This window comes from Emticicia sp. 21SJ11W-3 (assembly GCF_024138715.1).
GTDB classification, from domain to species: domain Bacteria; phylum Bacteroidota; class Bacteroidia; order Cytophagales; family Spirosomataceae; genus Emticicia; species Emticicia fluvialis.
The window spans coordinates 3,682,483-3,694,814 of sequence record NZ_CP092074.1 but is presented as its reverse complement, the minus strand read 5'-3'; the positions used below and the strand labels follow the sequence as shown (position 1 = coordinate 3,694,814).

14 protein-coding genes are annotated in these 12,332 nt (G+C 42.9%); 6 read left to right on the top strand and 8 right to left on the bottom strand.

Annotated features, from left to right (window positions below):
• The first annotated feature begins 122 nt into the window (after positions 1–122).
• The gene (locus MB380_RS15650) at positions 123–533 is read left to right on the top strand and encodes an OsmC family protein (RefSeq protein ID WP_253526746.1); all 411 of its coding nucleotides are present in this window, start codon (positions 123–125) and stop codon (positions 531–533) included.
• 103 nt (positions 534–636) lie between these two features.
• Here MB380_RS15650 and MB380_RS15645 read toward each other — a convergent pair whose 3' ends face one another.
• From MB380_RS15645 to MB380_RS15620, 6 genes are all read right to left on the bottom strand, one after another.
• Positions 637–1,893, bottom strand: coding sequence for a glycosyltransferase family 1 protein (locus MB380_RS15645; protein WP_253526735.1), 1,257 nt, complete (start codon positions 1,891–1,893; stop codon positions 637–639).
• Positions 1,894–1,896: 3 nt separating this feature from the next.
• Positions 1,897–3,063, bottom strand: coding sequence for a glycosyltransferase family 9 protein (locus tag MB380_RS15640; RefSeq protein WP_253526725.1), 1,167 nt, complete (start codon positions 3,061–3,063; stop codon positions 1,897–1,899).
• 15 nt (positions 3,064–3,078) lie between these two features.
• Entirely contained in the window at positions 3,079–3,903 is an 825-nt protein-coding gene (locus MB380_RS15635) for a DUF5672 family protein (RefSeq protein WP_253526723.1), read from the bottom strand.
• A gap of 34 nt (positions 3,904–3,937) precedes the next feature.
• The gene (locus MB380_RS15630) at positions 3,938–4,699 is read right to left on the bottom strand and encodes a glucose 1-dehydrogenase (protein WP_253526721.1); all 762 of its coding nucleotides are present in this window, start codon (positions 4,697–4,699) and stop codon (positions 3,938–3,940) included.
• 25 nt (positions 4,700–4,724) lie between these two features.
• Positions 4,725–5,477 carry an SDR family NAD(P)-dependent oxidoreductase gene (locus MB380_RS15625; protein WP_253526711.1) on the bottom strand — a complete coding sequence of 251 codons (753 nt, stop codon included), beginning with the start codon at positions 5,475–5,477 and terminating at the stop codon, positions 4,725–4,727.
• Positions 5,478–5,790: 313 nt separating this feature from the next.
• Positions 5,791–6,564: a class I SAM-dependent methyltransferase gene (locus tag MB380_RS15620; RefSeq protein WP_253526709.1), complete on the bottom strand. Its 774-nt coding sequence runs from the start codon at positions 6,562–6,564 to the stop codon at positions 5,791–5,793.
• 97 nt (positions 6,565–6,661) lie between these two features.
• On the opposite strand from MB380_RS15620, the gene MB380_RS15615 reads away from it, so the two are divergent.
• Entirely contained in the window at positions 6,662–7,015 is a 354-nt protein-coding gene (locus tag MB380_RS15615) for a hypothetical protein (RefSeq protein ID WP_253526707.1), read from the top strand.
• A gap of 150 nt (positions 7,016–7,165) precedes the next feature.
• Positions 7,166–8,008, top strand: coding sequence for a hypothetical protein (locus MB380_RS15610; RefSeq protein WP_253526705.1), 843 nt, complete (start codon positions 7,166–7,168; stop codon positions 8,006–8,008).
• Between the two features lie 55 nt (positions 8,009–8,063).
• Here the strand turns inward: MB380_RS15610 and MB380_RS15605 are convergent, their stop codons facing one another.
• Entirely contained in the window at positions 8,064–8,207 is a 144-nt protein-coding gene (locus tag MB380_RS15605) for a hypothetical protein (RefSeq protein ID WP_253526703.1), read from the bottom strand.
• 211 nt (positions 8,208–8,418) lie between these two features.
• On the opposite strand from MB380_RS15605, the gene hisS reads away from it, so the two are divergent.
• Genes hisS through MB380_RS15590 form a run of 3 tightly spaced genes read left to right on the top strand, consistent with a single transcriptional unit; the run spans position 8,419 to position 11,243 of the window.
• Positions 8,419–9,780 (top strand): histidine--tRNA ligase, encoded by a 1,362-nt coding sequence (hisS, locus tag MB380_RS15600; RefSeq protein WP_253526701.1) that lies wholly within the window; start codon positions 8,419–8,421, stop codon positions 9,778–9,780.
• 18 nt (positions 9,781–9,798) lie between these two features.
• Entirely contained in the window at positions 9,799–10,836 is a 1,038-nt protein-coding gene (gene mltG, locus MB380_RS15595; protein ID WP_253526691.1) for an endolytic transglycosylase MltG, read from the top strand.
• On the top strand, positions 10,836–11,243 hold the full coding sequence (locus tag MB380_RS15590) for a thioesterase family protein (protein WP_253526689.1): 408 nt from the start codon (positions 10,836–10,838) through the stop codon (positions 11,241–11,243). Before mltG ends, MB380_RS15590 begins: the two co-directional genes overlap by 1 nt.
• Before the next feature lie 251 nt (positions 11,244–11,494).
• Here the strand turns inward: MB380_RS15590 and MB380_RS15585 are convergent, their stop codons facing one another.
• The gene (locus MB380_RS15585; protein WP_253526679.1) at positions 11,495–12,256 is read right to left on the bottom strand and encodes a biotin--[acetyl-CoA-carboxylase] ligase; all 762 of its coding nucleotides are present in this window, start codon (positions 12,254–12,256) and stop codon (positions 11,495–11,497) included.
• Positions 12,257–12,332: the final 76 nt, after the last annotated feature.

Here is a 12,332-nt window from a genome sequence, read left to right as displayed (position 1 = left end):
CTCTCATTGCTTCATGGCTACTAACGCTTTCAATAAAGGTATTAATTTTTTAATATCATCATACAATTGTGCCTTGTAATTTTGCAAGGCAATTTTAACTACATCTAAAATAAAAAAGAGAAATGAAAAGAAATGCAACTGCCGTTTGGCAAGGAACAGGTAAAGAAGGCAATGGCCACCTGACAACACAAAGCACAGTACTGAACGAAACACAGTATTCATTTAATTCTCGTTTTGCAGAAGGAGTAGGTACAAATCCTGAAGAACTGATTGCAGCCGCTCATGCCGGATGTTTTACCATGAAACTAAGTTTCAACCTTTCGGGGGCTGGTTTTGTGCCTGAAAAACTAGAGACCAAATGTGAGATTACTTTTGAAAACGGTGAAATTACCCTTTCTCATTTGATACTGAACGCCAGCGTGCCTGAAATTACAAAAGAAAAGTTTGATGAGCTGGTAGCAGATGCAGAGGCTAACTGCCCGATATCAAAGCTATTGAACACTAAAATATCGGTAGATGCTACATTGGCTTAATGCCTCATAAATGCGATAGTAGAAAGCTATTACTGCGCCGCAGGCCAAGCACCTGCTGCAAAAGTGATAGCTTTTTTTGGTGTTTGTTATTCAGTTTTGCCTGTCAGCATATCTGGCGGTAAATCTGCAGGTGTTGTTCGGTGAATTTATCCCACGAGAACTTCTGAGCCTGCGCCAGAGATTTTTTACTAAGTGCCAGATGCAGGTTTTTGTCGGTATATAATTGTAGCATGGCACCGGCTATGGCTTCTTCATCGGTGGGGTCAACCAGTATGCCGGCGTCTTCAACTACCTCGGGCAACGAGCTTTTGGTTGATGAAATAACCGGTGTGCCGCATTGCATGGCTTCAAGTGGTGGCAAGCCAAAACCTTCATACAAAGAGGGATACACAAAACCCAATGCAGCTGAATAAATGGCTGCCAGGTCTTTGTCTTCTACATAACCTGTTATAATTATTTTGTCTCTTAAGGAAGGATTAGCCTTTATCTCATCAAAAATTGCTTCAAAGTCCCAGCCTTTGGTGCCAACCAAAACCAGGTTAAGGTCTTCAATTTTTTCTTGCTCAACCAGCTTAATAAAGCTTCTGATGGTTCGCTCAATGTTTTTTCGTGGTTCTAAAGTAGACAGCGACAACAAGTATCGCTTATGCACACTGATACCATATTTTTTAAGAACGTACTCAATTTCTTCGTTATCTCTTACCTGATAAAATTTCTCTGCCGATGCAGCCAGCGGTACCACAAATACTCTGTCAGGCGATACCCCCGTTGCTTCACAGAGGTCGTTTTTGGTTGATTCTGAAATACAAACCGGATAAGTACCCTTTTTGATACAATCTAAAATCTGTTTGGTTATGCTCACGTTCCATTCGCCAAAATATTGAGGAAACAGATAAGGGATTATATCATGAACCGTAATAACTCTGGCAGGTTTGGTTAAGGCTTCCAGACCCGCCGGGGTTGGTAAAAAAGGCGAATGATAAACGTCATATTGCTCTAAAGCGCTGATAACCGGATTATACCCGGGTTTCAGGCGCGCCCTAAGCCTGGTAAATACTTCTCTTATCAGTTTTTGAGGCAACGACTTGTAAGCAAAGGCCGAAACCAGGCTGTTTTCAAAGTGGGCATATCTCAGGTCTTTGGGTGTATTCAGAACCGGATAGCCTGCATTTGGGTAGTTTTTTTCTAGAAACCCCAGAATTTCGGGTAAATGTTGGGTGCCTGTAATGGCAAGTTCAATGTCGGGGCTGCGATGCAGACCGTAAATCAGATTTTCTGCCACACGGTAAATACCCGTTCGCGATTGTTCATTAAAAAAACCCAGACCTAAAACGGCGCCATCTAAAACTACTCTGCTCATTTTTTAATGATTAATTATTCTATTAACAATCAGCTCTTTTACTTCGGCACTTTCAGGGTGTGCTACATAAACGGTTTCAACATTATTACGCTCAAAGGGTAAGCCAATGCTTGCCTTATGATTATGAATAAGGTAAACCGGCAGATTTGCCAGCGGAAAAAACGGATAGCCTACACTTTTGTAGACGGTAATGGTTTTGCAAAAGATGCTGCACAGATGCTCGGGGAACGAATCAAGCGTAAGTGCATAAGTGGCCTGTTGCGATAAAAGAGCTAGCTCATGAATATTTATTTTGCCCGATGTATCAGTAATTCTGTTTCTTAACGGTGCCTCAACCTGAACCAGTATCTGTTGCGAAAGCGTTGTTTGCCCGCAAAGCAATACGTTATATCCGGTTTTAGCGAGCAGGTCGTTCAGCACCGCCGCCCAAAAGGCAGCCGATAACTGTTTCTGTTCTCCACCAGACTCCGGAAAAACCATAAGATATGGCGCCATGGGCAGGGTTGTTTTTTCTGCTATGCGCCCGGTGTTTACGCCGGGGGCAATCGGGAAATAAGGTTCCACGTCTGCCAGCGTGCCGGTAATACCCATTTCGCGCAGAAGCATAAAATACATATCGAAATGATGAAACTCACCGTCGGGTACATCAAATTCAATATCCAGCAGGCCTCCCAGTCCGCGCCGGGCAAAACCCAGGGTACGGCCTGTTTTTATAAACGGCAACACAAAATGTGCTACGGCATCGCTGTATCTGACATCTATATAGTAATCATAAGAATGCTGTTGTAGCAATGGTATAGCAGCACGGAAGGTACTGTAAAATTGTGCAAGCTTTTCTCTGCCATTTATCTTCCTGCGGTTGGTCTGGTAGTGGTCTATATAAATGGTGCGGTCTATGTAAGGATTATGCTCATTAACGGGCGCACACCAGCTTGGCGCAAGCAAATCTATAATGATATCCGGATACTTTTTCTTTATTATCGGAAACAGATACGTAACCGTAAGGGCATCGCCCAAATGCCCAAGAGAGGCTATCAGCACTCGTTTGGGCGACGTAACAGAGTAGTTACGGGGGCGTTTTTTAAAAAACAGGCTGGCATATACATCCACGAAGAAATCCATCACTTTTAGCGGAATGGTTTCACGCGGGGTACCACAGTATTTCCTCATAGGTTAAATCTTTTCTTATAGTTTATAGCCCTGCTCGCCAATATGCACCTTCCAGAATTCTGTTTCGTAAATATCCCAGGCATGGCAGCCAAAAGGTAAGCCTTTGTTGAGTTCGTAGGCTTTTTGGGGCATGTGTTCAACAGCAAATTTCAATGCCTGCCTCCAGCCCGGAGTACGCACCTGTTTAAAATAGCGGTTCAGCTCAATACACCAGAACATATCTTCATTGTAAGCAGGGTGGGTGGCCGCCATTGCCAGATACTCCTCTATTTTTTTGTGGTTGCGTGGTATCAGGCTTAGTAGCTTTTGGGTTTTTCTTAAAGAGAACCCGCCATTGCCTACACTTCGTTTCATGATTATTTCTTTGGGGCCATATTTGCCATGCAGGTCTTCTTTCAGATTGAACCAGATGGCCAGCTGTTTTTTAAACTGCCAGACCCATTCTTTCCATTGGTTGTCAAACTCAATTTCAATACGCCAGGGAGCCCCAATGTAGTCGTAGCCCTGATTGCACCAGTAAGCCAGTTCATCTCTGAAAACAAAGGCATCCAGCTGGTAAATCAGCATATATTCGTAGGCCGTAAAACGTGCATAAAATTCTTCTGATAACAAAAGCCGGTTGTAAGTTAGCGTGCTTTTAAAATAACCATCGTCAAAATTTTGGGTCTGCAATTGTGGGTACTTTTCCAGCAGATAACCGACATTAAGCGAAGAAGGTTTAACCAGAATAATAGGATAGTTACCCAGAACCCTGACACCCTGCTCAAGCGAGATGGCTTCAAAGGCAGTCAGTTGCTGCTGATAGACCGGAATAAGTACGCAAACGCTGGTATTTTTCAAACTATAAGGCTTTTATCAAGAAAAATAGGTTTTGTCAGATAATCGTGCCGCCATCTATAGAAAACAGTCCGCCGGTAGTATAACCGGAAGCCGCCGAAGCCAGATACAAGGCCATAGGCGATATTTCTTCTACTGAGCCCATACGCGCTATCGGCAGGCGTTTAGTAAAGTGCGCCAGTGTCTTCTCGTTGTCCCACAATGCCTGACTGAATTTTGTTTTAATAAGCCCCGGGCAAATGGCGTTTACCCGTATACCATCCTGGCCCCATTCTTTGGCAAGCACTTTGGTAAGCATATTTAACGATGCCTTGCTTACGCTGTATATCCCAAGGCCGGGGTCGGGCGTGTGCCCGGCAATGCTGCTGATGTTAATGATACTGCCACCCCCGCGAGCTTTCATGATACCATGAACCATTTTAGAAAGCTCAAACGGGGCTTTCACGTTCACCTGCATAATTTTGTCGAAAGCGCTTTCAGAACAATCCAGCGACGGCCCGTAAACAGGGTTGGTGGCTGCATTGTTTACCAGAATGTCAATTCCACCGTATATTTCAATGGTTTTATCAACCAGCAATTGCAGTTGAGCCATTTCACCGGCATGGGCGGCTATACCGGTGCATTCGCCTCCGGCTTGTTTTATTTCGTTAGCCAGTTCATCCAAATCGGCCTGTTTTCTGCTGCTTATTATAACTTTGGCTCCGTATTCGGCAAAAATACGGGCTATGGCTTCGCCAATGCCTTTGCTGGCACCGGTAATAACAGCCACTTTACCAGTTAAATCAAAAACGTTTTTCATCAATCGTATAGGGTAGAAAATTATCTTACTGTAAAATCAATCCGCCATCAGCTATCAGGCTCTGGCCAGTAATAAACGATGATTCGTCGGCTGCCAGATACAAAATGGCGCTGGCAATTTCTTCCGGTTTGCCAAAGCGTTTCATGGGTGTGGCATGTTGCAGGGCTTCCAGATACGCGGTATCGGTATCTGTGCCTTCCAGCATGGGCGTTTGTGTAAAGCCCGGGCATACGGCATTGATTCTGATGCCATATTTGGCAAATTCTGTGGCTGCGGTTTTGGTCATGCCTACAACTGCGTGCTTACTGGCCGAATAGGCAATATGGCCTACCATACCCAGATGCCCCGCAACCGAGGCTATATTAACAATATTACCGCTGCGTTGTTCTGCAAAATAATGCAACGCGGTTTTCATACATTGCCAGAGACCTTTTACGTTAATATCAATGATTTTGTCGAAATCGGCTTCCGGATACTTGTCAGTACGTACACGTGGGCCAAGTACACCGGCTGAATTGACCAATACATCAAACCTGCCCCAAAGTGCAATGGTCTGTTCAAACATCTGCTCAATATCGGCAGCGCGGGTAACATCTACTTTTATGTAGCCGGCCTCGCTGCCTGTATCTACAATGGCATTCGCCAACTCGCCATCTATGGTATCAGACAAATCGGCTACCATTACTCTTGCGCCTTCTCTGGCAAATAATATAGCCGCTGCTTTGCCGATGCCCGAGTTACCGCCGGTAATAATAACTGTTTTGTCTTTGAATCGCATACTGTTATTGAGTGAATGAGCGAGTTAGTAAATGAGTGATTATTATCTTTGAACTATAATTTAGTGTTTTGCAACCTTGGCCGATTTTAAATGATTTTGCCCTCAGAAATTGAGAAACGTTGTGCCATCAGTTGTGAACATTGGTGCTACTATTGATGGTAAGCAATGCTTGCCACTATATAACCCAGGTACTCTAAGTTTCACAATTGTATTGTCTGCTTAAATCTTTTTTTATTTAACCAAATGAATTGATTTTCTATTCTTACAAGATTCAGGAATAATCACTAAGCCACTCACTCATTCAACTACTAAATTAAACCTGCTTCTCACAAAAATAAATAATTTCTCCTGCTGGCAGGGCGTATCTTTCTACCAGGTCTTTTGGCATTTTCAATACAAAGTCATCCTCAGTTACTTTAAAGCCTGCTTTTTCCAGTTCACGGCCATAATCACGGCCAAAAAGGCGGAGGTGGTCGTTCTGCCAGAAAACCCGTTCACGTTCGCGAGGGTCGGTAATGGTTGGGTCTTCAAAAGTATGTTCTTTGGTCCAGTCCTGCGGCGATTGTATAATGCCCCATCCTCCGGGTTTCAGCACACGATACAACTCAGACATGGCCTTGTGGTAGTCTTCTACGTGTTCCATTACGTGGTTGCAAATTACCACATCAAATGTATTGGCCTCAAACGGAATCTCATGAATATCCATTTTTACCTTTGCCAGCGGAGACTCTATATCAGCCGTTATGTAGTCCAGATTTTTCATGGCCTCAAAACGGTCAATGAAACAATATTCAGGTGCTACGTGCAACACTTTCAGATGCCCGGCACGAAAGAAATTGGTTTTTTCTTTCATGTATAAGGCCATCAGGCGGTGTCTTTCAAGGGCCAGGCAGTTGGGGCAAAGCGCATTTTTGCGGGTTGCCATACGGCCGTAGGGTAAAAATTTATTCAGTTTTACATCACAAACCGGGCACTCTACGGTGTTTCCTTTCAAAATAATGGTGTAAACTTTGAGGGGTATATGGCTGAATAACTGGAGGTATTTTCTTGGAATGAAACGTAATAAGAAACTAATAATTTTGCCCATGCGCTAAAGTTATGACAGTATATCGTTGTAATTTAAGCCCAAAAATAGTTATTTTTGTCTTTGTTTTTACACCAATATTTAAAGATTCGATAAATTTATGGAAATAAAAAAACGAAAACCTCCCGGAAAAAGGATGATTAAAAATATGCCGCTGCGCGTGAAGTGGTTCTTTTCGGCCTCGGTTGGCATGATGCTGGTGGGCTATGGCTTGTCGGTTTTTAGCGAAGCAGGGCATCTGAAGCATACCAATGCCCCTTTTCTGCGATGGTTTTTGTTGGGTACCTATAGCCTTATTATGGTTAACTCTGGGCTGGCCTTGTTCGGGCAGGCGGTTATTTTCAGAATGCGAATAGAAAACCGCAAGCTGATTAAGAATATTCTGAAAGACCGCGACAAGAAACAGAAAAGAACCCTTACCATAACCAGACTGGAGCCGCCAAAAGCAGATTAAGCATAGAAGCAACTGATGGGCCAGTTAAAACTCAGTCCACTTTGGTGTTTCTTTAGAATTTTATAAAAATACTGCCCTGGTTATCAGGCAGGTGCTTTAAACAGGTCAGCTTTATGCTTCTGTGTCAAAGCAGGAATTAACACCAATATTATGAGAGAACCGGAAATACAGAAGACAATTATTCCTGTTGATTTGAATGACAAAGCGCTGAAAATTATTTCTTATGCTTTTATAATATCAAAAGATATTTTGTGTAACCACACTATTTTTCATTGCCTGGAAGACGACACCACCAAAGAGGAGGCAGGTGAGCTTCTGAAAGAAATGTTAGTTACCGTGCTGGAGCGTGTTCCGCAACTACCCCAAACAACTATTAAAATACATGTTGTTAAAGGCAATTTTATTGAAGAACTAACCAGGCTGGAGGAGCAGGAGAAGTTTAACACTTTGGCCATTGGTACCGGCAATAAGGCGGAAGACTGGGAAATGGGCGAAACAACCAGAAAGATAGTGATGAGCATACCTGTACGGATAATTGCGGTGCCACCGCAGGCAGAGATGGTTTTTCCGGGAAGTCTGGGTGTTTTGGTTGAAACCATCGAGGAGTCGTACAGTGGTGTTTTTGATATATTTATGCAGTTTGTGGCTTACTATAATCTTTTTCTGAGTTTTGTAGTATTTGCCAAAGACAAACAAAAGCTGGAAGAGGAGCGCGCCCTTATTGAGGGTTTTAAAGATTTTTTCAGTGATACCATCACGTTCAGTTTTATTCTGGAAGAAGAACAAACCGTGCTGAATTTTCTTAAGTATGCCGATGAGCTGGGCTGCGACGGCACCGTAATTGCCTGGGACGAAGGCACTACCGCCTACAAGCTGGCGCGTGACACAGGCAGGGTATTCTGTAATCCGTTGAAACCGATTTTATACCTGAACCGCAGCGAGCTGAAGGGAATCCCCGAACATTTGTTTTTTGCTGACGAAATAACCGAATAAAAAAAAGAGACGCCCGGAAGCGTCTCTTTTTTATGATGGGCAAAATATTTTCTGATTATTTCGCGAATTCCGCTTTCAAAGCCTCAACGTCAACACGTTGAACATCAACTTTCAACGACAAACGTTTGATTTCAGCAATTCTGTTTTTTGCAATTGCCTGGTTTCTTTTTGCTTTACGTTTTAACTGTGTTACTGCCATTTTTTTAGATATTTTGGGCTCCAGAACCCTAAAAAAAGGGCTTAGAGGTATTGAATGATTATATTTTAAAATCGTCCGGAAAGACAATGATTCGAAATCAGGGTGCAAAGTTAAGAAAATCAATGAACAATTAACAATTAACAATAAGTTTTTTACGCTAATTTTGCAGCCGGAAAATTTCATCCGACATTTATATATCTGATACAACAACATGAGTAAACCCGGCTTAGTAAGAGGTACGCGCGATTTTGGGCCATCGGTGATGGTAAAACGGAATTATATTTTCGATACAATTAAACATACTTTTCAGAAATTCGGCTTTCAGCCACTGGAAACCCCCAGCCTTGAAAACCTGTCGGTGCTGATGGGTAAATACGGTGATGAAGGAGACCAGCTTTTGTTTAAGGTTCTGAACTCAGGCGATTTTTCGAAAGATCTGGCTCAGAAAGACCTGGACGAAGGTTTTAAAAAGCTAACCCATAAAATTTCAGAGAAAGGTTTGCGTTATGACCTTACCGTGCCTTTTGCCCGTTATGTGGTAATGAACCGCAACGAACTGGCCATACCGTTTAAAAGGTATCAGATTCAGCCGGTATGGCGCGCCGACCGACCGCAAAGGGGGCGTTACCGTGAGTTTTATCAGTGCGATGCAGACGTGGTAGGTACGGATTCTCTTATTTGTGAGGCCGAAATAGTGTTAATGCTGCATGAGATTTTCCAGAACCTGGGCATTGCAGACTTTACGGTTAAAATCAATAACCGCAAGATATTATCTGGCATTGCCGAAACCATTGGCATGAAAGGCAGTGAAGTACCCTTGACAGTAGCCATTGATAAGCTGGACAAAATAGGGAAAGAAAAAGTTGAGGATGAATTGCGAGAAAGAGGTTTCTCTGATGAAGTGATAGCAAAACTGCAGCCTGTTTTTAACTTGCAAGGCAGTAGTGCGGAGGTTTTAAGTGGGCTGAAAACCTGGTTGAAAGATTCTGAAACCGGTTTGAAAGGTATAGAAGAGCTGGAGAAAGTATGGAATCTGGTTGAATCGTTCGGATTGCAGAATCCTAAAATACAACTTGATATTACGCTGGCACGTGGATTAAGTTATTATACAGGCGCTATTTTTGAGGTTAAAGCCAATGGCGTGCAGATGGGGAGCATCTCAGGCGGTGGCCGTTATGACAACCTGACAGGTACTTTTGGTTTGCCCGGTCTTTCTGGCGTGGGTATATCTTTAGGTGTTGACCGCATCTATGACGTAATGGAAGAGCTGGGCCTCTTTGGCGACAAACAGGGTGTAACCACCAGAGTATTGCTGACCAACTTTGATGCAGCAGCTGAAAGCTACTCATTACCGTTATTGAAAAAACTGCGCGACGCGGGCATTAATGCCGAAATATACCCCGACCACGCCAAGCTGAAAAAACAATTTGAATATGCCAATAAGAAGCAGATTCCGTATGTGTGTGTGGTGGGTTCAGAAGAAATGGCCAGCGGAGAATTAACCCTGAAAGACATGGAAAGCGGCGAACAAACCAAATTAACTTTAGAGAACATTATACAGAATTTGAAATAGCAACCTCAACCTTTAACAATGCTTAAAAACAGAAAATTTATTGCTTACACGCTGGTAATCGTAACAACGGTGGTTGCTACGCTTTCGTTTTATTTCTGGCAGGTGGCCAGCAGCGCTAACCTGAACGTAAAGGGCGAAAAAACCTTTGTGCTTTACATACCCACAGGTGCTACCTATAAGAACGTGGTAGACTCTTTGCATAAGCATGGCATGATACACGACGAAATTTCGTTTCAGTTTCTATCTAAATGGATGAAATACCCCGAGAATATAAAACCGGGCAGATATGAAATAAAACCGAACACGGGTAACAAAACATTGATATCGAAACTGAAAAGAGGCCAACAGGATGATGTACGCCTTACTTTTAACAATATCCGCCTCAAGTCTGACCTCATTAAAAAAATCGGCAGCCGCTTTGAGTTCAGTACCGAAGAGTTGCAGGCTAAACTGAGTAACAAAGAGGTTTGTGCGAAATATGGTTTTGACACCACCACTATTATGTGTATGTTTTTGCCAAATACTTATTTTGTGCGCTGGACCACCACCACCGATAAGTTTCTGGACAGAATGCACAGCGAATACAAAAAGTACTGGACCGACGCCAAACTGGCCAAGGCAAAATCAATAAACATGACACCCGTTCAGGTAGGCATTCTTGCTTCTATTGTTCAATCTGAAACCAACAAAAAAGACGAAATGCCACGTGTGGCCGGGTCGTATATAAACCGTCTGGCTATTAATATGCCATTGCAGGCCGACCCGACCGTGAGATTTGCCCTGCGAGATTTCAGTATCAAGCGAGTAATGGAAAAACACCTGCGCACTAATTCGCCCTACAATACTTATCGTATTTCGGGTTTGCCTCCGGGCCCGATTGCCCTTCCGGAGCCCGTTGCGCTGGATGCCGTGCTTAACTACGAGCGCCACAAGTATATTTATTTCTGTGCCCGTGAAGACTTCTCAGGCTATCATAATTTTGCCGAGAATTACACCGACCACCTGAAAAACGCACATATTTATCAGGAGGCACTCAACAAAGCCATGATTCGCTGATGTATCAATTTGATTATGAGTACCGTATCCGCTATGCAGATGTAGACCAGATGGGGTATATGTATTACGGACACTATCCTCGCCTGTACGAAATCGGCAGGGTAGAGGCCTTGCGATCGCTGGGTTTACGCTACCGCAGCCTTGAAGAAATGGGCATTATGATGCCGGTCTATGAGTGTCATTGTAAATATCTGCAACCCGCCAGGTATGACGACCTCGTTACTATACGCGTTATTATCAAAGAAATCCCAAAGGTGCGCATAGTATTTCATTATGAAATTTACAATGAAGAAAACGTATTACTAAACGTGGGCGAAACCACACTGGTATTTGTTAAAATGGCTACCAACAAGGTATCTGTTTGCCCACCTGAAATTCTTAACAGGCTGAAGCCGTATTTTTCCTGATTGTTTCTGAACGTTGAAATAGCTAATTTGATGATATAATGAATCAATATCAGGCTAAAGTTCAGTTGTTGCAACAGTTATCAAATTGTGAAACATAGTGTTCAGGTTGTGTACATTGTGGCATATTTAATTTAGTGCCGCAATGTACACCATGTATTCAAGGCCGGTCAATTCTCTTATTCAGTAAAGATTTTATCTTCATTGACACCATATAAATTATAAAGTCAGCTAAATCTAAAGATTTACTCCAGCTATATCTCAAAAGCTACTTCTTTAAAATCAAAAGTCCGTACTGCGCCGTTCACTTCAATCATCAGAGCGCCATTAGGGGCCACATCCACAATTTTACCTGCAAAGCGCTCCTGCCCACTGGTATAATAATGGGTTTCATCAAAGCGGAACAAGTGCTGCAGGTACTCTTTTTTCTGTTCGGCAATATGGCCGTTTCTTAGCTGCAAATAATATTTTTCAAGGCAAACGCATAGTTCGCCCACCAGTGCTTCAAGGTCAAATTCGTCTTGTTGAGTAGCCAGCCTTAGCGATATCACCTTACTGTTGCTAAAGCTCAACTGGTTAATGTTCACGCCAATACCTACAATAGCGTGGCTCAGCCTGCTACCTGCCAAACTGTTTTCAATCAGAATGCCACCCATTTTGCGGTTGCCTACATAAATATCATTGGGCCATTTAACAGTTAAGCCCGCTTGTATATATTTGCTCAGAAATAAATGAACTCCGAGCGAGACCGCTATGTTAAGGTTAAACTGGTCGGCGGCGCTCAGAAAATCAGGCTTTAAAATGACCGACATCGTGATGTTCTGCCCCGGCATGGTTTCCCATGTATTACCTCTCTGGCCACGGCCGGCGGTCTGGTCAGATGTTATGACAAGAGTGCCATCAAAAATTTTCTCATTTTGAATTTTTTCGGCCGCTACGTCGTTAGTAGAATGACAACTTGGCAGGTAAATGGTATTTTTGCCAATAAAAAGAGTTTTGGGCTGAAAATTGTTCAAATTTTAGTAATTTAGCGTTTTGTGTATAAATATTTGTTGATATATACAATTAATGTCTATATTTAGAATTAATAAT

Excerpts from the sequence above, each read along its gene's own strand:
- MB380_RS15620 (WP_253526709.1), bottom strand. The coding sequence starts at position 6,564 with ATGGGCAAAATTATTAGTTTCTTATTACGTTTCATTCCAAGAAAATAC.
- MB380_RS15625 (WP_253526711.1), bottom strand. The coding sequence starts at position 5,477 with ATGCGATTCAAAGACAAAACAGTTATTATTACCGGCGGTAACTCGGGC.
- MB380_RS15590 (WP_253526689.1), top strand. The coding sequence starts at position 10,836 with ATGTATCAATTTGATTATGAGTACCGTATCCGCTATGCAGATGTAGAC.
- MB380_RS15645 (WP_253526735.1), bottom strand. The coding sequence starts at position 1,893 with ATGAGCAGAGTAGTTTTAGATGGCGCCGTTTTAGGTCTGGGTTTTTTT.
- MB380_RS15630 (WP_253526721.1), bottom strand. The coding sequence starts at position 4,699 with ATGAAAAACGTTTTTGATTTAACTGGTAAAGTGGCTGTTATTACCGGT.
- MB380_RS15640 (WP_253526725.1), bottom strand. The coding sequence starts at position 3,063 with ATGAGGAAATACTGTGGTACCCCGCGTGAAACCATTCCGCTAAAAGTG.
- hisS (WP_253526701.1), top strand. The coding sequence starts at position 8,419 with ATGAGTAAACCCGGCTTAGTAAGAGGTACGCGCGATTTTGGGCCATCG.
- mltG (WP_253526691.1), top strand. The coding sequence starts at position 9,799 with ATGCTTAAAAACAGAAAATTTATTGCTTACACGCTGGTAATCGTAACA.
- MB380_RS15650 (WP_253526746.1), top strand. The coding sequence starts at position 123 with ATGAAAAGAAATGCAACTGCCGTTTGGCAAGGAACAGGTAAAGAAGGC.
- MB380_RS15610 (WP_253526705.1), top strand. The coding sequence starts at position 7,166 with ATGAGAGAACCGGAAATACAGAAGACAATTATTCCTGTTGATTTGAAT.
- MB380_RS15605 (WP_253526703.1), bottom strand. The coding sequence starts at position 8,207 with ATGGCAGTAACACAGTTAAAACGTAAAGCAAAAAGAAACCAGGCAATT.
- MB380_RS15615 (WP_253526707.1), top strand. The coding sequence starts at position 6,662 with ATGGAAATAAAAAAACGAAAACCTCCCGGAAAAAGGATGATTAAAAAT.